Annotated in this window: 23 protein-coding genes; 10 read left to right on the forward strand and 13 right to left on the reverse strand. The window is 75.1% G+C overall.

The features are described 5' to 3' along the window. Nucleotides 1–4: 4 nt before the first annotated feature. Nucleotides 5–580 (forward strand): transglycosylase family protein, encoded by a 576-nt coding sequence (locus OF117_RS22120; protein WP_318014205.1) that lies wholly within the window; start codon nucleotides 5–7, stop codon nucleotides 578–580. Nucleotides 581–630: 50 nt separating this feature from the next. Here the strand turns inward: OF117_RS22120 and OF117_RS01565 are convergent, their stop codons facing one another. From OF117_RS01565 to OF117_RS01575, 3 genes are read right to left on the reverse strand one after another with little or no spacing between them, the layout of a single operon-like run. Beyond that, nucleotides 631–1,848, reverse strand: a complete 1,218-nt coding sequence (locus OF117_RS01565) for an ABC transporter permease (RefSeq protein ID WP_263551031.1) — start codon at nucleotides 1,846–1,848, stop codon at nucleotides 631–633. Further along, entirely contained in the window at nucleotides 1,845–2,627 is a 783-nt protein-coding gene (locus OF117_RS01570) for an ABC transporter ATP-binding protein (RefSeq protein ID WP_263551032.1), read from the reverse strand. Before OF117_RS01570 ends, OF117_RS01565 begins: the two co-directional genes overlap by 4 nt. Further along, nucleotides 2,624–3,670 (reverse strand): hypothetical protein, encoded by a 1,047-nt coding sequence (locus tag OF117_RS01575; protein ID WP_263551033.1) that lies wholly within the window; start codon nucleotides 3,668–3,670, stop codon nucleotides 2,624–2,626. The genes OF117_RS01570 and OF117_RS01575 overlap by 4 nt, the downstream gene beginning before the upstream one ends. 208 nt (nucleotides 3,671–3,878) lie before the next feature. Between OF117_RS01575 and treZ the strand changes: the two genes are divergently transcribed. The 6 genes from treZ (at nucleotide 3,879) to OF117_RS01605 (ending at nucleotide 11,053) form a co-directional block, all read left to right on the forward strand. Next, nucleotides 3,879–5,633, forward strand: a complete 1,755-nt coding sequence (gene treZ / locus OF117_RS01580; RefSeq protein WP_263551034.1) for a malto-oligosyltrehalose trehalohydrolase — start codon at nucleotides 3,879–3,881, stop codon at nucleotides 5,631–5,633. A gap of 1 nt (nucleotide 5,634) precedes the next feature. Then, entirely contained in the window at nucleotides 5,635–6,381 is a 747-nt protein-coding gene (locus OF117_RS01585) for a dihydrofolate reductase family protein (protein WP_263551035.1), read from the forward strand. Between the two features lie 70 nt (nucleotides 6,382–6,451). Beyond that, nucleotides 6,452–7,186, forward strand: coding sequence for an OBAP family protein (locus tag OF117_RS01590; protein WP_263551036.1), 735 nt, complete (start codon nucleotides 6,452–6,454; stop codon nucleotides 7,184–7,186). A 53-nt stretch (nucleotides 7,187–7,239) separates the two neighbouring features. After that, nucleotides 7,240–8,316 (forward strand): ATP-dependent DNA ligase, encoded by a 1,077-nt coding sequence (locus OF117_RS01595; RefSeq protein WP_263551037.1) that lies wholly within the window; start codon nucleotides 7,240–7,242, stop codon nucleotides 8,314–8,316. 54 nt (nucleotides 8,317–8,370) lie between these two features. Further along, a complete protein-coding gene (locus tag OF117_RS01600) occupies nucleotides 8,371–9,924 on the forward strand; it encodes an alpha/beta hydrolase (RefSeq protein WP_263551038.1) in 1,554 nt (517 codons plus the stop codon). A 49-nt stretch (nucleotides 9,925–9,973) separates the two neighbouring features. After that, nucleotides 9,974–11,053, forward strand: coding sequence for a DNA polymerase domain-containing protein (locus tag OF117_RS01605; protein ID WP_263551039.1), 1,080 nt, complete (start codon nucleotides 9,974–9,976; stop codon nucleotides 11,051–11,053). A 101-nt stretch (nucleotides 11,054–11,154) separates the two neighbouring features. Here OF117_RS01605 and OF117_RS01610 read toward each other — a convergent pair whose 3' ends face one another. The 4 genes from OF117_RS01610 to OF117_RS01625 all read right to left on the reverse strand — a co-directional run bounded on the left by OF117_RS01610 (nucleotide 11,155) and on the right by OF117_RS01625 (nucleotide 14,115). Continuing rightward, nucleotides 11,155–12,420 carry an NAD(P)/FAD-dependent oxidoreductase gene (locus OF117_RS01610; RefSeq protein ID WP_263551040.1) on the reverse strand — a complete coding sequence of 422 codons (1,266 nt, stop codon included), beginning with the start codon at nucleotides 12,418–12,420 and terminating at the stop codon, nucleotides 11,155–11,157. A gap of 291 nt (nucleotides 12,421–12,711) precedes the next feature. Next, complete coding sequence (locus tag OF117_RS01615; protein WP_263551041.1) at nucleotides 12,712–13,152, reverse strand: MerR family transcriptional regulator; 441 nt, start codon at nucleotides 13,150–13,152, stop codon at nucleotides 12,712–12,714. Between the two features lie 219 nt (nucleotides 13,153–13,371). Next, nucleotides 13,372–13,842, reverse strand: a complete 471-nt coding sequence (locus OF117_RS01620; protein WP_263551042.1) for a type II toxin-antitoxin system VapC family toxin — start codon at nucleotides 13,840–13,842, stop codon at nucleotides 13,372–13,374. Nucleotides 13,843–13,851: 9 nt separating this feature from the next. Continuing rightward, nucleotides 13,852–14,115 carry a type II toxin-antitoxin system Phd/YefM family antitoxin gene (locus OF117_RS01625; protein ID WP_263551043.1) on the reverse strand — a complete coding sequence of 88 codons (264 nt, stop codon included), beginning with the start codon at nucleotides 14,113–14,115 and terminating at the stop codon, nucleotides 13,852–13,854. Nucleotides 14,116–14,460: 345 nt separating this feature from the next. On the opposite strand from OF117_RS01625, the gene OF117_RS01630 reads away from it, so the two are divergent. Both OF117_RS01630 and OF117_RS01635 read left to right on the forward strand, forming a co-directional pair. Further along, nucleotides 14,461–14,739: a hypothetical protein gene (locus tag OF117_RS01630; RefSeq protein ID WP_263551044.1), complete on the forward strand. Its 279-nt coding sequence runs from the start codon at nucleotides 14,461–14,463 to the stop codon at nucleotides 14,737–14,739. A gap of 413 nt (nucleotides 14,740–15,152) precedes the next feature. Then, on the forward strand, nucleotides 15,153–15,278 hold the full coding sequence (locus OF117_RS01635; protein WP_263551045.1) for a hypothetical protein: 126 nt from the start codon (nucleotides 15,153–15,155) through the stop codon (nucleotides 15,276–15,278). Between the two features lie 912 nt (nucleotides 15,279–16,190). Here the strand turns inward: OF117_RS01635 and OF117_RS01640 are convergent. The 4 genes from OF117_RS01640 to OF117_RS01655 all read right to left on the reverse strand — a co-directional run bounded on the left by OF117_RS01640 (nucleotide 16,191) and on the right by OF117_RS01655 (nucleotide 21,585). Beyond that, the gene (locus tag OF117_RS01640) at nucleotides 16,191–16,577 is read right to left on the reverse strand and encodes a DoxX family protein (RefSeq protein ID WP_263551046.1); all 387 of its coding nucleotides are present in this window, start codon (nucleotides 16,575–16,577) and stop codon (nucleotides 16,191–16,193) included. A gap of 273 nt (nucleotides 16,578–16,850) precedes the next feature. Beyond that, entirely contained in the window at nucleotides 16,851–17,630 is a 780-nt protein-coding gene (locus OF117_RS01645) for an alpha/beta fold hydrolase (RefSeq protein WP_263551047.1), read from the reverse strand. A gap of 124 nt (nucleotides 17,631–17,754) precedes the next feature. Further along, entirely contained in the window at nucleotides 17,755–20,880 is a 3,126-nt protein-coding gene (locus OF117_RS01650; protein WP_263551048.1) for an ATP-binding protein, read from the reverse strand. A 78-nt stretch (nucleotides 20,881–20,958) separates the two neighbouring features. Then, nucleotides 20,959–21,585: a PilZ domain-containing protein gene (locus OF117_RS01655; protein WP_263551049.1), complete on the reverse strand. Its 627-nt coding sequence runs from the start codon at nucleotides 21,583–21,585 to the stop codon at nucleotides 20,959–20,961. A 285-nt stretch (nucleotides 21,586–21,870) separates the two neighbouring features. Here OF117_RS01655 and OF117_RS01660 point away from each other — a divergent pair, with 285 nt between their 5' ends. Continuing rightward, a complete protein-coding gene (locus tag OF117_RS01660) occupies nucleotides 21,871–22,074 on the forward strand; it encodes a cold-shock protein (RefSeq protein ID WP_263551050.1) in 204 nt (67 codons plus the stop codon). 70 nt (nucleotides 22,075–22,144) lie between these two features. On the opposite strand, the gene OF117_RS01665 is transcribed toward OF117_RS01660, so the two are convergent. Both OF117_RS01665 and OF117_RS01670 read right to left on the reverse strand, forming a co-directional pair. Further along, nucleotides 22,145–22,600: a hypothetical protein gene (locus tag OF117_RS01665; protein ID WP_263551051.1), complete on the reverse strand. Its 456-nt coding sequence runs from the start codon at nucleotides 22,598–22,600 to the stop codon at nucleotides 22,145–22,147. Nucleotides 22,601–22,677: 77 nt separating this feature from the next. After that, nucleotides 22,678–23,358: hypothetical protein (locus tag OF117_RS01670; protein WP_263551052.1), on the reverse strand; the 681-nt coding region annotated here is incomplete at its 5' end.

The raw sequence follows: 23,358 nt of genomic DNA on the forward strand, positions 1-23,358 counted from the left end.
GTCCATGTCACAGCCCTCTGCGCCCCGCCATGCCCGGATCCGCCGGCTCGTCCGCGGCGGCACGGTGACCCTCGGGGCCGCTGCCGCCGGTCTCGTCCTGCTGGCCTCCCCCGCCCAGGCCGCGACGCACGACTGGAGCGGCGTCGCCGAATGCGAGTCCGGCGGCAACTGGCACATCAACACCGGCAACGGCTACTACGGCGGCCTGCAGTTCTCCCAGCCCACCTGGGCGGGCTACGGCGGCGGGGAATTCGCGCCGCGCGCCGACCTGGCCACGCCCGCGCAGCAGGTCACCGTCGCCGAGCGGGTGCTCGAGGGCCAGGGCATCGGCGCCTGGCCGCACTGCGGCAAGTACCTGCGGGACGGCGTCACGCCCGCCGCCGCGCCGGCGTCCGCCCCGGCTCCGGCGCCCGCCCCGGCGCCGTCGTCCGGCAGCTACACGGTCCAGACGGGCGACACGCTGGCCAGCATCGCCGCGGCGCAGGGCGTGCCCGGCGGCTGGCAGGCCCTGTGGGAGAAGAACCGCGCCACGGTCGGCGACCCGAACGTGATCTCCGTGGGCCAGCAGCTGGTGCTGTGAGCAGCGGCGGTGCCGGCCGGCCGCGGTCCGGCCGGCACCGCCCCGCCCGCTCAGTAGCGGATCGCGTCGATCACCCTGGCGCGGACGGCGATGATCGCCGGCAGCAGGCCGGCGAGCGCCCCGACCGCGGTCGCGGCCACCAGGCCCTCGACCGCCGCGGCGACCGGGAACCCCGGGTCGTCGGCCAGCGGGATGCCCTGGCCCAGCCAGTCCTGCAGCGGCAGGGCGCGCACCAGCACGATCGACGCGCCGACGGCGGCGACGCCGGCGACCGCGGTGGCGCAGACGCTCTCCAGCATCACCGCGGCGAAGATGCGCCCGGAGCCGGCGCCGAAGCTGCGCCGCACGCCGATCTCCCGGATCCGCTGCCGCACCGTCACCAGCCCGATGTTGAGCACGCCGAGGCCGCCGAGCACGAGCACGACGACGCCCGCTCCGCGGATGGCCAGCCGCAGCACGGCGAGCGTCTCGGCCATCCCCTCGGAGTCCACCCGCCAGGCGTCCACCTGCACCCCCGGCAGGGCGAGCTGCAGGTCGTTGCGCACGGTGGCCACGACCTCGTCGGCCTGCTCCGGCGGCACCCACAGCTCCAGGCTCGGCGGCGCCTGGTACGCGCCCGCACCCGCGGCCGCGGGCTGGTCCCAGGGCCCGCCCGAGCGGTCGATCCGGTAGACCACCAGCTCGTCGCCGTACCCCTCGCGGACCACCCCGACGATGGCGGCGCGGACCGGCCGCGGCCCGCCGAGCACGACGGTGGGCCGGGACGACAGGTCCGGCACGCCCAGGGCGGCCAGGAAGGCCTCGTTCACCACGAGCGCCGGTGACAGGCTGGTCCGGTCGGCCTCGTGCAGCCAGCGGCCCTCGATCGGCACCACGCGGTGCAGCGAGCCGTACGACGGCGTCACCCGCCGGGTGCTGACCAGCCGGGTGCCCGACGGCAGGCGGTACAGCCCGTCGGCCCAGCTGATGGTCGCGGCGGTCGCGATGCCGTGGCGCTCGACCAGCCCGGCGACGGCGGCGTCCCACTCCTCCGGGTCCGGCGGCAGGCCGGTCGCCGGGTCGAAGGCGGAGACGCTCACCGTGGCGGCCCGGCCGCCGGCCCGCTCGGCCTGTTCCTGCTGCACCTGCGCGACGATCAGGCCGAGCGCGGTCACCGTGGTCATCGCGAAGACGGCGAGGAACACGCCGACCAGCGAGAGGACGACGCGGGACTTGTGCACCCGCACCTCGCCCCACGCCTCGGTGAGGACCCCGAGGACGGCGATCACGCGGGCGCCTCGCCCGGCGGCACCGCGCCGACCTGCCCCGTGCCGACCAGCCCCGTGCCGGTCCGCGCCGCCGTCGCCGCGTGCAGGTCGGCGGGCGCGTCCAGCGGTGCCAGGAGCCCGGCCTCCAGCCGGTAGCGGCGGCCGGCCAGCGCGGCCACGGACAGGTCGTGCGTGATGGTCACCAGGGCTGCACCGGTCTCGGCGGTGATCTCGGTGAGCAGCGCCATGACCCGGGCGCCGGTCTCCACGTCGAGCGCCCCGGTCGGCTCGTCGGCCAGCACCACCCGGGGACGGCGGACGAGCGCGCGGGCGATGGCGACCCGCTGCTGCTCCCCGCCGGAGAGCCGCTCCGGGACCTGGTCGGCGCGAGCCCCCAGGCCGACCCGGTCGAGCACCTCCCGGGCTGCGCGGCCGCGGGTCAGGAAGGCGCGGCCGCGGGCGTACAGCAGCGGCGCGGCCACGTTCTCGGCGGCGGTGCGCCGCGGGAGCAGGTTGAACTGCTGGAAGACGAAGCCGAAGACCTCGCCGCGCAGGCGGGCCCGGCGGCGGGCCCGCAGCCGGTCGGTCGGCTCGCCGTCGAGCAGGTAGGCGCCCGCGGTCGGCGTGTCGAGCAGGCCGAGGATGTTGAGCAGCGTCGACTTGCCCGAGCCGGAGCGGCCGACGACGGCCACGTGCTCGCCGGGGGCCACGTCGAGGTCGACACCGGTGAGGACCGGCAGCACCGACCCGTCCGGCAACGGCACCTCGCGGCGGACCCCGGTCAGCGACAGCAGGCTCATCCGAACGGCCCCGCCGTCATCGGCTCCCCCGTGTAGGGGTCGACCGGGGTGTCGTCCGGCAGCGGCACGAACTGCAGCACCTGCTCGCCCTCGGCCAGGCCGTCGCGGACCTCGACCTGCTCGCCGTCGGTCAACCCGAGCGTGACCGGCCGCTCCACGGGCTCGCCGTCCTCGCCGACGACCCACACGTTGCCGGCCTGCACCGAGCCCTGGACGGCGGTGACCGGCACGACGAGCACGTCCTCGGCCGTCCCCGCGGCGATGACCACCGAGGCGGCCATGCCGGCGAAGACGGTGGTCCCGGGAGGCACCGCGCAGCGCGCCGTCGTCCCCCCTCCGGTGCCCGCGCCCGGGTCGCCCGTGCCGGGATCCGCGCCGGCGTCGTCCTGCGGCCGGCCGCCGGGAACCGGCGCGCCGAGCACCAGGCGCTCGCAGGTGAACGGCGCCGGACCGCCCTGCACCTCGACCTGCGCCGTCGACGGCGGGCTGAGCAGCCGGAACTGCTCGGCCTGGGTGAGCGTCGCGGTGACCGACAGGGAGCCCGGGGCCACCGTGCCGATCCGGTCGCCGACGGCGACGATCTGGTCGACGAGGACGTCGGTGGCCAGGGTGCCCGCCGCCGGCGCCGGCACCGCGGCCGACCGGATCCGCGGCTTCTGCGGGGTCACCGTCGGGTTGCCGTCGGCGTCGGTGCCGGCAGCGGGGTCGCGCTCCTCCTCCCAGCGGATCTCGACCAGCGGCTGGCCCGCGGCGACGGGGCCGGGCGCGGCGAGCAGCCGGTGCACCTTCCCGGCGGCGGTCGCCCGGACCGGGACGGCCGCGTCGGCGACGACGGTGCCGGTCACGGTCACCGTGTTGGCCACGCTGCCCCGCCCGACCGGCACGACCGGCTCGGCCAGGTCGAGGGGAGGCGCGCCGGGCCCGGCCGCCGGCTCGCCGCCACCGAGCCCGCCGCCGCTGCCGCCGAAGGCGAGCACGCACAGGGCGACGGCGATGACCCCCCACACCAGCAGGCGCAGGGCGGGGAACACGATGGTGCGCACCGTCGACACGAGAGCCCCCGTACACGATGGGTACCGGCTGGTACCGCTGCGCGCGGAAGGTACCGCCCGGCACCGACGGCGAACCGCCCCCGAGTTGCGGCGCGCCGGTATCCGTGGGCCGAGCGGACCGCGACCAGGATTGGGCACCGCCGCGGTGGGCAGGATGGTCGCGCTCCGAAACCCACCCACCCCGCCCGGAGGCGCCCGCATGTCCGCACCCGTCGAGTTCGCCGTCTGGGCCCCGCTCCCCCAGCGGGTACGCCTGCAGGTCGACGGCGCCCTGCACGACATGCGCCGGGACGACGCCGGCTGGTGGCGGGCCGAGGTCGAGGCCGGGCCGGAGGCCGGCTACGGGTTCCTGCTCGACGACGAGGACGCGCCGCGCCCGGACCCGCGGAGCCGGTGGCAGCCCGACGGGGTGCACGGCCTGTCGCGGCGGTACGACCCGTCGTCGTACGCGTGGGGCGACGGGGCGTGGACGGGCCGGCCGCTGGCCGGCGGCGTCGTCTACGAGATGCACGTCGGCACCTACACACCGGAGGGCACCCTCGACTCGGCGATCGACCGGCTGGACCACCTGGTCGACCTGGGCGTCGACTTCGTCGAGCTGCTCCCGGTGAACGCCTTCGACGGCACCCACAACTGGGGCTACGACGGCGTCGGCTGGTACGCGGTGCAGGACAGCTACGGCGGCCCGGCCGCCTACCAGCGCTTCGTCGACGCCTGCCACGCGCGCGGTCTCGGCGTGATCCAGGACGTCGTCTACAACCACCTGGGCCCGTCGGGGAACTATCTCCCGCTGTTCTTCCCGGTCTTCAGCACCGGCGGCCCGAACCCGTGGGGCAGCTCGATCAACCTCTCCGGCCCGGACTCCGACGAGGTTCGCCGCTACATCATCGACAACGCGCTGATGTGGCTGCGGGACATGCACGTCGACGGGCTGCGGCTCGACGCGGTGCACGCGCTCGTCGACGAGCGGGCCACCCACGTGCTCGAGGAGATGGCGCGGGAGGTCGACGCGCTGTCGGTCGCCGTCGGCCGACCGCTGACCCTGATCGCCGAGAGCGACCTCAACGACCCGCGCACGGTCACCCCCCGCGTGGCCGGGGGCCTCGGGATGACCGCGCAGTGGAGCGACGACTTCCACCACGCGCTGCACGCCGTCCTCACCGGGGAGGGGCAGGGCTACTACGACGACTTCGCCGACGCCGGGCTGCGCGGCCTGGCCAAGACGCTGACCGGGGCGTTCTTCCACGACGGCACCTGGTCGAGCTTCCGCCGCCGGCACCACGGGCGGCCGGTCGACACCGCCCGCCTGCCCGGCTGGAAGTTCCTCGGCTACCTGCAGGACCACGACCAGATCGGCAACCGCGCCGTCGGCGACCGCATCTCCGCGTCCCTCTCCCCCGACCTGCTGGCGGTCGGTGCGACGCTGGTGCTGACCAGCCCGTTCACCCCGATGCTGTTCATGGGCGAGGAGTGGGGCGCGTCGACGCCGTGGCAGTTCTTCACCAGCCACACCGACCCGGAGATCGGCAGGGCCACCGCCGAGGGCCGCAAGGGCGAGTTCGCCGAGCACGGCTGGGACGCCGACGTCGTGCCCGACCCGCAGGACCCGGAGACCTTCACCCGCTCGAAGCTCGACTGGTCCGAGCCCGACCGCGAGCCGCACGCCCGGCTGCTGCAGGTGCACCGGACGCTGCTGGCGCTCCGGCGGGAGCACCCCGAGCTGGTCGACCCCGACCTGCGCGCGGGCACCGTCGCGTTCGACGAGGACCGCCGCTGGCTGGTCGTGCACCGGGGATCGCTGCGGGTCGCGGTCAACCTGGCCGGCGAGGCGCAGGAGATCGAGCTGGACCGGCCGGCCGGTGGCGTCCTGTTCGCCACCGGCGACGCCCCGCGGATCGACGGGTCGACGGTGCGGCTGCCGGCCGGGTCCGCCGCCGTCCTGACCACGCGCTGACGTGCGCCGGCTGTTCCCCGCCCCTGCGGGGCCGGACCTGGACGACGACGTGCTGGCCGCGGCCTACCGGCTGCCGCCGGGGCGTGCGCTGCGGGTCGACTTCGTCGTCTCCCTCGACGGGTCGATCAGCGTCGACGGCCGCAGCGCGGGGCTCGGCTCCCCGGGCGACCGGCGGGTGTTCCGGGTGCTGCGGGCGCTGGCCGACGTGGTGCTCGTCGGGCACGGCACGGCCGCGGCCGAGGGCTACGGCCCGGTCGGCGGGGACTCCCCCGTCGCCCGGCTGCGCGCCCGGCTCGGCCGCCCGCCGGCGCTGCCGATCGCGGTGGTCTCCCGCCGCGCCTCGCTGGCGCCGGGTGACCGGCTGGCGGCGGCGCCGACGCTGCTGGTCACCTGCGCGGCCGCCGACGCCGGCCGCCGGGCCGAGCTGGCCGGGGCCGGGGTCACCGTGCTGGTCTGCGGGGACGACGACGTCGACCTGCCGACGGCGCTCGACGCGCTGGCCGACCGCGGCCTGGCACAGGTGACCTGCGAGGGCGGGCCGCAGCTGCTGCGCGCCGCGCTCGCCGCCGGGGTGGTCGACGAGCTCGACCTGACGATCGCTCCCGCGCTGGTGGGCGGCGCGGCGCGGCTGCTGGACGCCGCCCCGGGTGGGCCGGGCGAGGACACCGTCGTCCGGCCGGAGCTGCGGCAGGTGCTCGAGGAGGACGGCGTCCTGTTCACCCGCTACGCCCTGCCACGGCGGACCTGAACCGGTCCGCGTGCCGCCCGGAGGGCCGGGGTAGGGCCGGGCGACCGACCCCGTCCCGAGGAGCGAGTCCATGAACCCGGCGATCCGCGAGCGGCGCAGCCCGCTGTCCCCGGCCGGCGAGGGCAAGGGTGCGTGGCTGGCCGCGCTCGAGCTGGGCGCCCGGCTGCTGCAGGACACCACCCCGCTGAAGGGCTTCGACGTCTACGTCGTCGGCTTCCACTGCGCGCGCGACGAGCCGGGCATGCAGATGGAGGCCCACCACTACTGCCGGGTGGTCAACGACGACCTGCTGCAGTGCGTGATCTTCGACGGCAACACCCGCGAGGCCAACCTCATCGGCATCGAGTACATCGTCTCCGAGCGGCTGTTCGGCACCCTGCCCGACGACGAGCGCGGGTACTGGCACCCGCACAACTTCGAGATCCTCTCCGGGCAGCTGATCGCCCCCGGGCTGCCCGACGCGGCGGAGAAGGCGTTCCTCGCCCGGCTGGTCAACAGCTACGGCAAGACCTGGCACACGTGGCACACCGGGCGGCACGACGGGCGGCCCGGCGATGCCCTGCCGCTCGGCGAACCGGCGCTGATGTGGTCGTTCAACCGCGAGGGCGAGTGCGACGAGGCGCTCAAGCGCGACCGCGACGCGGCGATGGGCCTGGACCCCGAGCGCAAGCGGGAGCAGCGGCGGTCGCTGATCGGGTCGGCCGACCCGCAGGTCGGGGTGGACCTGCTGCGCGACCGGTTCCCTGGCGCCGTCCCGGTGCCCGGCGTCGTCGACGTGGCGGACGCCGGCCCGGTGACGCCCTGACCGCACGGGGCGGTCCGGCCACACCGTCGCCGCCGGCTGGTTGACTGCCCGGCATGGACCTGCCGCTGCTGCCGCCGGTGAAGCCGATGCTGGCCAAGGCCGCCACGAAGCTGCCGACCGGCGACGGCCTCTTCTACGAGCCGAAGTGGGACGGCTTCCGCTGCATCGTCTTCCGCGACGGCGACGAGGTGGAGCTCGGCAGCCGCAACGAGCGCCCGCTGACCCGCTACTTCCCCGAGGTGGTCGCGGCGGTGAAGGCGGCGCTGCCCGACCGTTGCGTGGTCGACGGCGAGATCGTCGTCCCGCAGGGCGACCGGCTGCACTTCGAGTCCCTGCTGCAGCGCATCCACCCGGCGGAGTCGCGGGTCACCCTGCTGGCCGAACAGACCCCGGCGCACTTCGTCGCCTTCGACCTGCTCGCGCTCGGCGACGAATCGCTGCTCGAGGTGCCCTTCGCCGAGCGGCAGGCCCGGCTCCGGGAGGTGCTCGACACCGGCCGGCACGACCGGGTCCACGTCACCGCGCTCACCCAGGACACCGAGGTCGCCCGGCGCTGGTTCCAGGAGTTCGAAGGCGCCGGGCTGGACGGCGTCGTCGCCAAGGCCGCCGACCTGCCCTACGGCCCCGACCAGCGGCTGATGACCAAGGTCAAGCACGTGCGCACCGCCGACTGCGTCGTCGCCGGGTTCCGCTGGCACAAGAGCGGCCCGATCATCGGCTCGCTGCTGCTCGGCCTCTACGACGACGCGGGCGCGCTCCAGCACATCGGCGTCGCGGCGTCGTTCCCGATGGCCCGCCGGGCCGAGCTGGTCGAGGAGCTCGCCCCCTACCGCACCGACGCCCTGAACACCCACCCGTGGCGGGAGTGGGCGAACGCCGAGCTGCAGGCCGACGGCGAACGCCGGATGCCCGGTGCGCAGAGCCGCTGGAACGCGAAGAAGGACCTGTCCTGGGTGCCGCTGCGGCCCGAGCTCGTGGTGGAGATCAAGTACGACCAGCTAGAGGGGCGGCGGCTCCGGCACACCGGCCAGTTCCTGCGCTGGCGTCCCGACCGGGAGCCCCGCAGCTGCACCTACGACCAGCTCGACGTCCCGGTGCGCTACGACCTCGCCGAGGTGTTCGTGGGCTGAGCGCTGCCGGGCCGGCGTCTGCACGGCCGGCCTCGGGCTCATAGGCTGTTGATCATGCGTTCCCGTCGCGGCCTGGTGGCCGCCCTCTCCGGCGTGCTCCTGGCCGTGTCCGGCTGCGCCTCCTTCGCCGACACGGTCGCCTCCGAGGGGTCGGCACCCGCGGCGCCCTCGACGTCGGAGGCGCCGGCGCCGGAGATCGCCTGGACCGACTGCGACGCCGAGATCGGGGAGCTGCTCGCCGGCCGGCCGGGCGCCGACCGCGACCTGGCCTTCGAGTGCGGGCGCACCGAGGTGCCGATCACCTACGACGAGCCGGACGGCGCCACGCTGCCGCTGTTCCTGGTGCGGGCCCGGCTGGCCGCGCAGACCGACCGGATCGGCTCGCTGCTGGTCAACCCCGGTGGCCCCGGCGCCTCGGGCGCGGACGCGGCCATCGGCCTGGCGCTGACCCTGCCGGAGCAGGTGCTCGGCCGCTTCGACCTGGTCGGCTTCGACCCCCGCGGCGTGGGCCTGTCGACGCCGGTCGAGTGCATCCCCGACGAGCTCAAGGAGGAGCTCGTGGCCGCCGACCCGCGGCCGACCACGGCCGAGCAGCTCGACGCGACCTTCGCCCGGGCCGAGGAGGTCGCCGCCGGGTGCGAGGAGGAGTACGGCGACGCGCTCGGCGCCTTCAACACCGTCGACACCGCCCGCGACATGGACCGGCTGCGCGAGGCGCTGGGCGACGAGCAGCTGACCTACCTGGGCTACTCGTACGGCACCACGCTCGGCTCCACCTACGCCGAGCTGTTCCCCGAGCAGGTCCGGGCGATGGTGCTGGACGCCGCCGTCGACCCCGACGCCGACCAGGTCGCCGACGCCGAGGCCCAGGCGCAGGGCTTCGAGGCCGCCTTCGACGCCTTCGCGGCCGGCTGCACCGGGCTGGTCTCCGGCTGCCCGCTGGGCGCCGATCCGCGCGCCTTCCTCGAGGAGCTGCTGGCCGCGACCGCCGCTTCGCCGATTCCGAGCCTGTCCCCGGAGGAGACGCGGCAGGGCACCGCGGGGGTCGTCATGACCGCGGTCGCCGCGGCGCTCTACGACGACGACGCCTGGCCGCAGCTGGCCCAGGCGCTCGTCTCCGCCCGCAACGGGGAGCCCGCCGGCATCTTCACGCTCGCCGACAGCTACTCGGGCCGGTTGCCCGACGGGAGCTACACGAACCTTTTCGACGCCAACCGGGCGATCAACTGCGCCGACTCCGCCGAGGACGTCGACGAGGCGCAGGTGCGCGACCTGGTCGGCGCGTGGAACGCGCGGTACCCGCTGTTCGGCGCGTTCGCCGCGGCCGGCCTCTACGCCTGCACCCCGTGGGACGCGCCCAGCACGCCGCTGCCCGAGCGCGACGCGCAGGGCGCCGCGCCGATCCTGGTGATCGGGACCGAGGGCGACCCGGCGACCCCGCTCGCCGGTGCGGTCGACCTCGCCGGGGACCTCGAGTCCGGCGTCCTGGTCACCTGGCAGGGCGAGGGGCACACCGCCTACCCCAAGACCGACTGCGTCACCGCCGCGGTCAACGCCTACCTGATCGAGGGAACGGCACCGGTGGACGGGCTGACCTGCCCCGCGTGACACTCGGGCGCCCCCGGACCCGACGAGTGCCCCAGGACGGAGCGTGCGCATGGCCGGCAGCAAGGACGCCAGCCGAGGTGCAGTGACCCTGGACGTCGACGGCATCGAGGTGCGGATCTCCAACCCGGAGAAGCCGTACTTCGCCGACCGCGGCCTCCGCAAGATCGACGTCGTCGAGTACTTCGTCGCCGTCGGCCCGGGCATCCTCGCCGCGCTGCGGGACCGGCCGACGACGCTGGAGCGCTGGCCGGGTGGCGTCTTCGAGGGCGCGCGGCTGTCGACCCGGATGGACAACACCGGTGACGCCTTCTACCAGAAGCGGGTGCCGAAGAACGCCCCGCCGTGGGTGCCGACCGCGCACATCACCTTCCCCAGCGGGCGGACGGCGGACGAGATCGCCCCGGACTCGGTCGCGGTGGTGGCCTGGTGCGCGAACCTCGGCACGCTGACCTTCCACCCCTGGCCGGTCGACAAGACCGACGTCGAGTCGCCCAACCAGATCCGGATCGACCTCGACCCGCAGCCGGGCACCGACTTCGCCGACGCGGTGTGGGTGGCGCCGCACGTGCGCCAGCTGCTCGGCGAGTTCGGCATGCGGGGCTGGCCGAAGACCTCCGGCGGGCGCGGCGTGCACGTGTACGTGCCGATCCAGCCGCGGTGGACCTTCACCGAGGTGCGCCGGGCGGTCATCGCATTCGGCCGGGAGCTGGAGCGCCGGCTGCCCGACCGGGTGACCATGTCGTGGTGGAAGGAGGAGCGCGGCTCGAAGATCTTCCTCGACTACAACCAGATGGCCCGCGACCGCACCATCGCCTCGGCCTACTCCATCCGGCCCAAGCCGCACGCCCCGGTGTCGGCGCCCGTCGACTGGGACGAGCTGCCCGACGTGCACCCGACCGACTTCGACGTCAGGACCATGCCCGCGCGCTTCCGCGAGGTCGGTGACAAGCACGCCGACCTGGCCGAGCACGCCTTCGGCATCGAGCCGCTGCTGGAGCTCGCCGATCGCCAGGCCGTGGACGACGGCATGGGCGACCTGCCCTATCCGCCCGACTACCCGAAGATGCCGGGCGAGCCGATGCGGGTGCAGCCGAGCCGGGCCAGGCGTCCTGCCAGCGGAGACACCTGAGCTCTCGACCCACCCGAACTCGCACCGTGCCGGTCACGGGCGAACCGCGCGGTGAGTGCTCGGCACGAGCGGTTCCTGGCACGCGCGATCGGCAGGTGGGGTCAGACGGTCCACGATCGAGTCGACCGGCCTGTCAGCTGACCGCGACCCGGTGGCCGCTCAGCTGCCGCCAGGATGCGTTCGACGTTGTCCGGCGCGAAGAAGGCCGCCGGTGACTCGACCCCGGCGTTGACCCGCGCGAACTGGTCGGTCGCCTCCTGGTTGCCGTGGACGGCGGCGAGCAGGCGCCGGAGCTCGGGCGGCGGCGATTCCAGGGCCGCGAGCTCCAGGGTGAACTCGTACATCGGGAGGACACGTTCATCCCGTCTGGCCTGGTACTCGCCCAGGGCGGCGTCGAACGGACGCTCCCCGGAGAAGGTCTCGTGCAACGCGGTGGCGCACAGCTCCGCGTCCTGGAAGGCGTCCTGGATGCCCTGCGCCGTCACGAAGTCCTTGTTGTGTCCGGCGTCCCCCACCAGGACCCAGCCCGGTCCGTAGGGCGTGCGCAGGTAGTTGGGCACGACGGCACCGACGAGGCGGGCCTCGCGGGTGGCCGCTCGGAGCCGCCCGGCGAACCGTGGAGCCAGTTCGAGCGTCTGCAGGTAGTTCCCCTCGAGGTCCTTCTTGTTGGCCACGAACTCCCGGTACGGCCACCCGGCGATGACCAGCGTCAGGTCGTCGTTGGTCGGCCATGCGGCGAAAGCACGATCCGGACGGTCGTACGCCTCCCACCGGCCGCCCATCGGCAGGCCGCTCCAGTAGGCGTAGTAGCCGCACAGCAGCGGCGGGTGCTCGTGGTACTGCTCCGGTCGGAGGAGGCGCGCCACGAGGGAGTGCAGGCCGTCCGCGCCGACGACCACGCGGGAGTGCTCGTCCACGGTGCGGCGATCGTCCTTGCCATGGCCGCGGATCCCGACGACCGCGCCGTCCTCGGTGATCAGCTCCTCGACCGTGAAGCCCTCCCGGATCTCGGCGCCCGACTCGGCCGCCGCATCGACCAGCAGCGCGTCCAGCACCGTCCGCCGCGGGGCGTACGCGACGGGGAACTCCGGGGCTGCCGGTGAACCGGCGAGGGTGAAGGGCCCGAAGTCGAATGCGTACGTGTCGATCGGCGGACATCCCGTGGCGAGGACGCGGTCGAGGAGGCCCCAGCGCTGCAGCGCCGCCATCCCCGGGGGATGGATCAGGTGGGTGGAGATCGTGTCGCTGGGGAAGGTCGAACGGTCGACGACCAGAACCCGGTAGCCGTAGCCGGCCAACAGCATCGCGGTGGAGGACCCGGCACACCGCGCGCCGACGACGATGGCGTCGTAGTGGTCCTCGTGCATGGCGCACCGCCCAGGCGGTAGAGCTGGGACTTGCGGGCGACGCGGATCCCCAGCGCGTGTGGAGGTGGAGCGTCCCTGCGGAGCCGTCGTCGTGGCGGCGCCTGGCAGGACGCAGACCTGCGACCTCGGGACCATCCAGGATGACCGGGAGTTCGGTGGTGGCAGCGAGGGCGCATCGTGATCGGTCGTCCGGACGGGTACCGGCCCGGGTCCGGCACCCGCCGTCACGTACCGGCGCTCATCCGCAGTCGCAGTCGCACGACTCGTCGTAGTCGGGGTCGCAGACGCAGGTCAGCAGGAACATGTGGGGTCACCTCCCTCCGTCGACGGGCACCAGGTGCCGGGGCTCGGCGGAGGGCACTCGCTCACCGGCAACGCGGCGGCCATCGCGGCCATCTCCGCTCGAAGTGCGGTCAGCCGTGCGATCTCTGCGTCCACCTCCGCGAGCCGGCGCCGGAGGAGCTGCTCGGCGGGTTCGCAGGGGCAAACCCCCGTGTCCCGGACCGCCAGCAGGTGCCGGATGTCCACGAGGCGCAGACCGAGTCGCTGCGCACCCCGGATGAACCGGAGGCGGTCGACGGCGGCGGCCTCGTAGGCCCGGTAGCCGCCCGGAGTGCGGCGCGGGGGCGGCAGGAGCCCCACCCGCTCGTAATAGCGGATGGTGTCGGGCCGCACCCCGACGGCCGTCGCCAGGTCCGACACGCGCAGCGCCTGCACAGCGGTGGGAGACACGGCGCGGACGCTAGACCTTGGAGCGGGCTCCAAGGTCAAGCTCGGGCCGGCTCGGCGCACCCTCCGGGTGGGAGACGGCACGAGGCGGAACTCCGCCCTTCGCCCCACGAAGGGCATCGCGATCCAGCGGTGCCCACCGGCGAGCTGCCGGACGCAACCGGGACCCGCGTTCCGTCGATCGGCCTGCGGGGAAGCGGGCGCCGACCCCGCAGGCGGTGCTCAGGACGGCTGTGGAGAGTGACCCTGACCGCGCGACGGGGTCGGAGCCGTCCTCGGTGCGAGCCGGAATCCCGTCGCCTCGGCTCCTGAGCGCAGCCGCTGGTCCCAGGCTGCGAACAGGAGCTCGTCGATGCCGACGGCGAGTGCGCTGGCCAGGTGGACTGCGTCGCCTCCGCGCAAGGCGTGCTCGCCGGCCAGCCGGCCCGCGCGGGCGGCGACCTCCTCGGTGAGCTCCACGGCCCGGGTGGCCGCCCAGTACTCCTCCCAGGCCGCCTCGGCCTGCCGTTGCGCGTCCGCCTCCAGTCGGTGGTCCCGGCCGGCGGCGGCCAGCGCGGCACGCACCTCCGGATAGGCCAGCCGGCTGGAGACCGCCGCGTCGCAACCGTCCCACAACGCCGCCGCGAGGTCGCTGGAGTCCTCCTCCACCACGAGCTTGACGAAGGCACTGGAGTCGAAATAGACGATCGCCACCGGGCCGCGTCACCGGCGCTGTTCGCCGACCAGCTCGGACACCGGCCGATCGGCGCGCGCTCGCGGTGCTCCACTGGCGGTGGGTCGTGCCGTGCGCCGCGGTCGACCGAGCACCCCTTCGCGGGTCAGCCGCTCCAGCAGCGGGGTCGAGTCCACCGCTATCAGGCGGGCCACCGGCGTTCCCCGATCGGTCACCACGACCTCTTCACCACGGCGGACCCGGTCGATCCAGTCCGCGAGCTCGGCCCGCAACGTGCTCACCGGGACGTCCACGCCGGAAATGTACAACAGCAACCGTCCAGAGTTGTACACGAGTTGATCGCCGGGGGGTGCAGAGCGGCCCGCATGACCCGCCTCCGCACCGATCCGCCCCGACGACCTGTCCAGCGATGCCGTCGGATGCGCGGCCGTGGTGATGACCGCCTCGGGGTCCTTGCACCAGGTGAGGGGAAGATGGCATTCGTTCCTGCTTCCGACGCAGGGGCGTCCTTCCCGGATACGGGTGGAGGCGCTGAGACATGAGCCAAGCGGTTGTGTTCGGGTGCGAGGAGGCGCAACGGTTACTCGCCACGCCTACGGACGGCCCGAGGAGGCACCATGTCCAGCATCCGTCGTCAGATGACCGGCCCCACCGCCACGAAGGCGAGCGTCACCGGCGCGCTGGCTGTCGGTGCCCGCGTTCTCGGGCCGTCGGCGATGGGTCCGCTCGCTCTCGCCGTCACCGCGGTCGGCGCGATGGCCGTCGGCCGGCTCGCCATCGCCGACGCCGTGATCCGGAGATTGCGCGCCGAGGAGATCGAGATCCGCTCGCTGAAGGTACGCGAGCTGGAAGTGGCCGGCCAGCGCTGGACCGGCTCCACCATCCCGTCGAGCCCGACGGCCGCTCAGCAGACGTAGCGGGTCGGATCACCCGACGATCGAGGGCGATCTCCTCGAGGTCGTCGATGCTGTCGCTGAGGTGACGCACCGACCGGATGCCGACCGCGGGTCGCTGGTGACGTCCGTGCCGGTGTGCCGCACCGCCGTGCGTGACGTGGGGAACCGGCGGGTGTCACGGAGCTCGGCCCCTCCGCAGGACGTGCGGTGACCGTCATCCAACACCTCGTCCGAGGACCACGGTCAGGGCTGCCCCTCCAGGGCCGGGGCAGGGGTCAGTCCTCCACGGCGGTCATCGAGGTGCTCCGCCGAGGCCACCGCCGTGCAGCTCCACGCAGGTCCGGGATCGGAGGGAGCCGCAGGGATCCGGCGCCGTCTCGGTCGACTCCGCCTCGACCCCTCTCGCCGTCGTGCCCGCCCTCGATCGTCGGCAGTTGCGGCAAGATCCCCGGTCACTGGCGTTCGAGGGCGCCGAGCGGGCGTTCCAGCTGCTCGACGAGGTGGTCCGCGAGGCGCGGCGCAAGGGTGCGACCGTGCGGTGCAGCGCCAGCACGCCGTAGCTGAACACCATCCCGCCAGACCGGGAGGCCCCGCACCCCGGCGACCGCGCGATCGAGCACAGGATCCGCTCGTCCATCCGCGGGAACGCCCTGGCCATCGTCCTGCGGAGCAACAAGGATCCCTCCGAGCTCGGCGGCCACATCGCGAGCCTCCAGTCGGCGGCAACGCTCTACGACGTCGGCTTCCAGCACTTCCTCCACGCGCCGACCGACACCCACGACGGCGCCCACCGGATGCCGATTGCCTCCACGACGCTGCCAGCGCTGCACCGGAGGAGCAACGGGCCTCCCACTCCCCCGGGCGGCTGCCGGCCCGGCGCTGCGCGAGGAGCGGCGCGAGCGCCAGCGGGTGGTCGTCTGTCTGACGCAATCGTGCCGCTTCTGCCCACGGGTCGAGGTGCCCCGTTGCCTCTCCCCCGTCGGCGCAGGTGTTCGCCTCGTCGAGCGTCGTGCCGCAGACAGCGGGGATGCCGCGGCGGTGGCCGTAGTGCCACGGTCAGTGGCTCCATGAGCGGGGATGCGGGGCGGTGAACTCGCCCCACGACCCACCGACCGACGCTTACGAGCCACAGGCGGTTTCGCCGCCGTGAACAGCGCTTCCGGTGAGCGCTACCCGCAGATGCCGGGCGAGCCGACGCGGGTGCGACCCAGCCGCGCCAGGCGCCCCACCGGCGAGAACGCCTGATCCGACCCGCCGCGAGCGGGCGCCGACCCCGCAGCCGGCGATCAGGTCGGCTGTGGACGGTGGACCTGACCGCGCGACGTGATCGGCCCTGCCTCGGGCGTCCCTGGGACGCGGCGTCGTCCAACGCGCCGCGGAGGAGCTCGCGCGCGATGCCCCTGCCGCTGCGCCGTCGCACCGGTACGGCCTGAGGACCGTGCTCGATGCCGCGCTGTGCGCCGCCTGCTCGCTCAGCCGGTGAAGGACTCCGGACCGAAGCGACCCCACGCCACGAAGCCGGCCAGGGCGAGATACACCAGGTCCGCCATCATGAAGGTGAACTCGCGCCGCCGGATCCGCGTGATGACCGCACCCACCATGATCATCATCAGGCCCGATGCGGCCAGCGGCACCAGGACCGGCGCGATGTCGAGCGCGGCCGGCAGGAGCAGACCCACCGCACCCAAGATCTCGAGGGCTCCGATGGCCTTGACGCTGCCAGCACTGAAGCCTTCCACCCACCTGGCACTGGCGCCGGTGGCGGCGATCTTCTCCTTGCTCATCAGCAGCTTGCCGCCGCCGCCGACCAGGTAGGCGAGGGCAAGCAGTCCGGCAACGATCCACAGAGCGACGTTCATCGACTTCTCCTCGCAAGTCGTGGGCGATGCCCGGGGGGCCCGTCGAACACGAGACGCCGGCGACCCCGTCCTCGTGACACGCCAGATGTGTGACCTCCTCCACACGTGCGCCGAACAGCGGGTCGCAGCGGCAACGCGGGCCGTTGGAGCAGGCCTGACCAGGCTGCTACCCGGCTCTGGTTCTGCGGCTCGACGGGGAGATCGCACGGGAGACCCCGGTGGGCCGCTGACCCTGCGCCCACCGAGGTCCCGCTGACCACGACGCCGTCCCGGCTACCGGGACTGCCGCCACAGCGCGAGCAGGGCGTCGTTGATGGGTGCGCCGGTGAACTGGATCTCGTGCCCGGCGCCTTCGACCACCGCCCGCGAGCCGCCGATCCGCTCCGCCAGGTCGTCGCAGATGGCGTCGAAGCCGGCGCTGTGCCCGCCGGAGACGACCAGCTTGGGGAACGACGCGCCGGCGAGCTCGTCGAGCGGCAGGTCGGCGTACCAGAGCGGCCGGCCGCGGCGGAACACCGGCACCAGGGGCAGGGCGAGGGCGAGGAAGTCCGGGGGGAACTCGTCGGGATCGCTGCCGACCGCCTTGAGGAACCCGACGACCCACTGCTCGTCCGGGACGTCGGCGTCCCACATCCTCCGCACCTCGCCGACGAGGGCGCGCGCCGCGGGGTCGTGCTGGCCCAGTGCGAAGGCACCGGGCTCGAGGAGTGCCAGGGACAGGGTCGCCTCGGGGTTGCGTGCGGCGGCGAGCAGGACGCCGAGGCCGCCGTACGAGTGGCCGACCAGGTGGGCGCCGTCGCCCATGAGCCCGACGATGTCCTCGGCGTCGCGCAGGAAGTCCTCCCCCGCGGCGGCCGGGCTGCGCCCGTAGCCGCGGCGGTCCGGTGCCAGCAGTCGGAACCCCTGGTCCGCGAGGGGGCGTTGGGCGTCCCACTCCTCGGCGGCGGTCGCCAGGGAGCCGTGCACGAGCACGACGGGGGTGCCGGCGCCCCATGCCTCCACGTGCAGGTCCGTGCCGGCCCGGGTGCGCGTCGTCGTTCCGGTCGTCGCCATCGCTGTCTCCTCCGGTGAGCGGACCGCCCTGTTGCGGTCGTCACCGGACAGGCGGGAGGTCCGGCCTCCCGGCGGGAGGCGGCACCTCGCCCCCCGGCACGCGACGGAGCCGGATCGGCGTCCCCTACCCCGCGTCGACGTCCCACCGCACGGCGGCCTCCGGCCGGTAGGAGCACCACGTCCCGGTCCGGACGGCGTTCTTCAGGTGACGCCCGAGCTCGGGGTGCATCTGCGCCGCATGGCGGAGGGCGGCGCGGACCCGCCAGCCCACCGCCGAGCGTGCCCGCTCGGCCGCCGATCCCGTGGCCCGGACCCGACCGGACAGCCCGAACGCCTCGGCCAGCCGCTGCACGAGGGCGTCGAGCTCGGCCTCGGCCCGCTCGGCGCGGACCGGGTCGTTCGCCGCCCGCGCGTCGTCGGCCTCCTCCTGGAGCTCCCGGATCCGGCCCTCGTAGGCCCGCCGGGCCTGCCGGTCGAGCAGCGGCCCGGGCTCGCCCCCGACGTCGGCGCCGCCCACGAGCTCCAGGCAGTGGACGTCCCGGTCGGGCCGCGAGAGGAGGACGGCGATGTCGCGCAGGCCCTTGCTGTCGCGCAGCCGGACGGTCCGCCCGGCGTACGACGCGGCCCAGGTCAGGCCCTCGCGCACGAGCGACGCCGGCGCCTCCGGCGCCGCGGGAGGCGCGGCCCGCTGACCGGGCTGCGACGCCGCGAGGGGTGGGGGGTCACCGACGAGGCCGACCCGCCGATGCGCCGCCCGCGCCTGGAGCTCGTGGGCGCGTGCCTCGGCGTCGGAGCCGAGGAAACCGGCCAGCACGGCCAGGTACCAGGACACCGAGCCGGGGACCGCGGCGCCGATCCCCTCGACGCAGAAGAGGTGCGCGTAGGGCCGGAGCTGCCCGTACAGGACCTCGGCCTCGTCGCGCGCGCCGACCAGCACGGCGGCCTCGGCCAGCTGGGCGGACTCCGGGAGCCACTCGGAGTCCCCGCTCCGCCCACGGGGTGGCGCGGACCGCCACTGCCGCAGGAGGACGCGCGCCTTGTCGCGGTCGCCGAGCTGGGCCGCGGCGACCGCTCCGCGGCCGGCGGTGACGGGGGGCGCGGACGCCGCCTCCCGCGCCAGCACATCGGCCATCGCCGCGCCGGCGTCGGTGAACCGCCCCTCGTACCGCTGCTGCACCCACCGCTGGGTGAAGGTGAGCACGGCGGCGTTGCCGCTCCCGGCCCGCGCCCCGAGGTCCTCCGCCTCGGCGCGCCGGCGGGCCGCGTCGTCGAGCTCACGCCGCATGAGGGCCCGCATGCCCTTCCAGAGGGGCACGTACCAGCGGTAGAGCGGCTGGCGCAGCCGGTCGGCCACCCGGGCGAACCGCTCGATCTCGGCGTCGGCCTCGCCGACCTCGCCCGTCTCGAGCAGCGCCACCAGCCGGTGCCGGCGGCCGAGCAGCTCCAGCCGGGGGTCGGCCGCGCGCAGACCGAGCCGGATGACCTCCTCGGCCTCCGCGCGACGGGTCGCGCAGGAGTCCGGGCCGGCGATGACGTCGCAGTGGCCGGCCAGCGCGTAGCCCAGAGCCCGCGGGTCGTCCACCTGCCGCGCCATCGCGACGGCGTCCTCGCTGAGCCCTCGGCGGCGGGCCTCCGAGTCCATGAACGACAGGGCCACCGACAGCCGGGCGAGCACCCACGTGCGCAGCACGGACGGCCCCGGGTCGAGCGCGGCGAGGGCTCGCTCGAGCAGCTCGACCTGCACCACGTCGAGCAACTGCACCTCGAAGCCGCCGAGGCCGGCGCCGAGGCCGAGCGCTGCGCGGGCCAGCTGCTCGGGCATCCGGTCCCGCTGCGCGAGAGCGGCCGCCCGCCGGTAGGCCTCCCGCGCCCGCGCCAGGTCCCCCGCGGCGAGGGACGCCTCTCCCAGCGCCAGGAGGAGGTCGATCCGCCGGGCGTCGTCGGCACCGTCGTCCCCGAGCGCGTCCAGCGCCCGGGTGAACCAGCCCGCCGCCTCCTCGTAGGCCAGCAGCCCGAGGTCGTGCTCGCCGGCGCGGACGGCGTGGTCGACGGCGCGTCTGCGGTCGTCGGCGGCCACGGCTCCCCGGAGGAGGTGATGAGCCAGCCGCGGCAGGCGGTCGACGCCGCCGCCCGCCTCGAGCAGCGCGGCCACCCGGCGGTGGAGCCCGGCCCGGGCCGGATGGGCCAGCCCGTCGTAGAGGACCTCCCGCACGACGGCGTGCACGAAACCGAAGCCGGCCCCGTCGCCGGTCCGGTGCACCAGACCCACCGACCCGGCCTCGCCGACGGCCGCGAGCACCTCGTCCAGCGTGCCGGTCGTCAGCGCGGTCAGCGTGCCGACGTCGAACTCCGCGCCGACGACCGCGGCGGCGCAGAGCACCTCGTGGGTCCGCGCCGAGAGGCGGGCGAGTCGCTGGGCGACCACGGCACGGACGCTGGACGGCACCAGCGGCGGGTCGCCGCCACCGAGCGCGTCGACGGCATCGTCGCCGTCGAGGAGCCGGAGCAGCTCGCGGAGGAACAGCGGGTTGCCACCGGTCCTCCGGTGGAGGCGCGAGACCGCGCTCGCGGTCAGCGCCGTCCCGCCCGCCAGCGCGCCGGCGAGCGCGGCGACGTCGCGCTCGCCGAGGCCCCCGAGGGAGACGTGGAGCCCGCTGTCGGCCAGGTCGGCGAAGCAGCGCACCAGCGGATGACCGGCATCGAGCTCGGTGTCCCGGTAGGTCCCGATCACCGTGATCCGGCGGGCCCGCGGATCGCGTCCCAGGAACTGCAGCAGCCGCAGCGACGGCTCGTCGGCCCAGTGGAGGTCGTCGAGGACGAGGGCGAGGGGCCGGGGCCCGGCGGCAGCGGCGAGCACGTCGACCGCCGCGTCGAACAGGCGGAACCGCGCGCCCTCGGTCGCGCCGACCGTCCCGGTCTCCCCGAGCAGGCGACCCAGCTCCGCACGGTCGGTCCGGGCGGGTGCGCGCCGGTCGCCCGCTCCTCCGCCGGCTCGTCCGCCGGCCACGGCAGCGCGGAGCAGCTGCTGCCACGGCCAGAACGCGGGCGCCCCGTCACCCTGCCAGCAGCGCGCCCACAGCACCGGGCACGGGACGCGCGCCGCGACCTCGGTGACGAGCCGGGTCTTGCCTATGCCGGGCTCGCCGCCGACGAACGCCACCCTCCCGTCGCCGCGCCCGGCCGCCGCCACGGCCGACACCAGGGCACCGAGCTGCGCCTCCCGACCGACGAACGGCTCCGGCCCGTCCACGGTCCCCGATGCTCGCCCCCCGCCGGCGGGCGGTCCAGCCCGCCCGGCGCCGCGTCCCGGCGCCCGCGGACGGCCGGGTCACCCGCCGATGAGGTCGCGCTCCTCGCGCAGCGCGCGGAACACCTGGAGGCGCAGCCGCTCCACGGCGTCGTCCGGCACGTCGTGGAACTGGACGGCGACCAGCCACGTGCCACCGCCCACGTCTCGCCAGACCACCTCGCCCTGCAGCGCCAGCACGCCCTCGTCGAGCCCGAGCCGCAGTTCGGTCCGGGTGCCCGGCCCGGGCGCCTGGCCGCGCGGCTCCAGCAGCGACCGCATCCCGCTCTCGCTGACGTCGACGGTCGTGCCACGCAGGTTCCCGCCGTCCCAGGCGATCTCGACCGGCACGGTCATCCGGGCGCGCACGGCCCGGCGGCGCAGGCTGGCCTCGGGGGCGCCGGTGACTTCGAGCCGCCAGCGCGTCTCCGCCGCGCCGTCGACGGCGACGACCCGGGCCGGCAGGGCGCGTTCCTCGTACTCGCTGACCCAGAAGACCTGCACCTCGTCGCCGACCGCGAGCCGGGACGTCGCCTCGCCGGCCGGGCGGACGACGAGGTCGACGTCCGACGAGTCGACCACCCGCGCGACCACCGTGACGGCGCGGCCGACCAGCGTCACGTCGGCGTGCGCACGGGCCTGCGGCCGGTCTCGGCGCGGTCCGGTCATGGTCGTCTCCGCTCCCGTGTGCCCGGCCCTGGATGCCCGGATACGTCGGCGGACGCTAGCCGATGGAACCGACCACGCCGGTGCACCGGGGACGGCGTGCCGCCTCCGCGGCCCGGGACGAGCGGGCGGATCGCGTGGCCGCGTCCGTGTCCCGCGAGGGTCCCGCGTGGGTCCCGCGTGACCGGGGTGCTCGGCGCCGTCCTCCGACGACTAGGGTTGTCGCGTCGGGAAGGCCCTGCGCGATGGCAGGACCCCGATGCACGACCTCAGCTAGGAGCGAGAGCAATGCCCGAAGGAACAGTGAAGTGGTTCAACGCGGAGAAGGGGTTCGGCTTCGCCACCCCTGACGGTGGTGGACCGGACGTCTTCGTCCACTACTCGTCCATCCAGACCAGCGGATACCGCTCCCTCGACGAGGGGCAGCGCATCTCGTTCGACATCGAGCAGGGCCAGAAGGGCCCGCAGGCGGCGAACGTCCACCCGCTCTGATCCCCTGGACCCGCAGCGCCCCCGCCCGGTCCGCCGGGCGGGGGCGCTGTCGCGTGCGCACCCCTCGCCGTCAGCGGGCGCGGGGGACGTAGCCGCCGATGAGCGCCGCCATGAGCAGCGCGCCGTCGTGCTCGCCGATCGCCGACGCCGCCTCGGCGAACGCCCGCCACCGGGCCCGTTCCACCTCGGTGGGCGCCTTCTCGGCCCGGGCGGCCAACTGCTCCCGCAGCCGCTCCCACTCGCCCTGCGGCGTCGGCCACAGCCCGGCCAGCCGGCGGGCCTCGGCGGAGATCCCGGTGAAGCGCACCACCTCGCCGGCCACGTTCGTCAGCGCCTCGACGTAGCCGGCCGACACCAGCGCCCGCGCGGCCGCGGTCACCTCCGGCTTGGGCAGCCCGCTGGCCGGCACCACCTGCCCCAGGTAGGGCGCGCCGCCGGAGGACGGCGAGTCGACCAGGCGGGCGATCGCCCGCAGCACCGGCAGGTCGCGGGGGAACCAGACGTCGTCCAGCGGCCGGTCGCTCACCACTCCATCCAACACACGGCGGCGGCCCCCTCCTCCGCCGGGAGAGGGCCGCCGCCGTGCGCGGGCAGGGACGCGGATCAGTCGCGCGCTCCCGTCAGCTCCGGCCGCAGCACCAGCACCAGGCCGAGCGCCACGTAGCCGAGCAGCAGGTGGGCGGCGCCGACGTACTGGGTGACGGTCGGCAGCAGGAAGGCCGTGGGGACGACGACCGGCCCCCAGCTCTCGGCCACCGCCGGCCAGAACCGGGCGGCACCGCGCCACCGGCCGGCGATCGCGATGCGGACGCCGATGGCGGCCATGCCGAGCATGGACAGCGGCCAGAACACGTCCAGGACCAGGAAGGCGGTGGTGTCGTACAGCCCGGGCGTCAGCGCCCACATGAGCGAGGACACCATGGCCACCGCGAGCAGCCCGTGCTCGACGTGCAGCAGGCCCCGGGCGAGCCTCCCGGTCCCGATGGCACCGGTGCGCAGCTGCGCGGTCACCAGGAACGCCAGGCCGACCTGGAAGGCGAGCGCGGTCAGGTTGACCACGGTGGCCGGCCAGGTGCCCGCCGGCGGGGTGGTCCCCAGGGCGGCGCAGGCGACCGCCCAGGAACCGGCGCCGGCGACGACGGCGAACCCGGCCCGGCGGACCAGCGGGGTCGTGCCGCCGGCGACGACGCCGGAGCCGGCCGGGGCGTCGGTGCGGGCAGGGGCGTCGGTGCGGGCAGCGGCGTCGGTGCGGGCAGCGGCGTCGGTGCGGGCAGCGGCGTCGGT

The sequence above is a fragment of the Geodermatophilus sp. YIM 151500 genome (assembly GCF_025716945.1).
Lineage (GTDB): Bacteria > Actinomycetota > Actinomycetes > Mycobacteriales > Geodermatophilaceae > YIM-151500.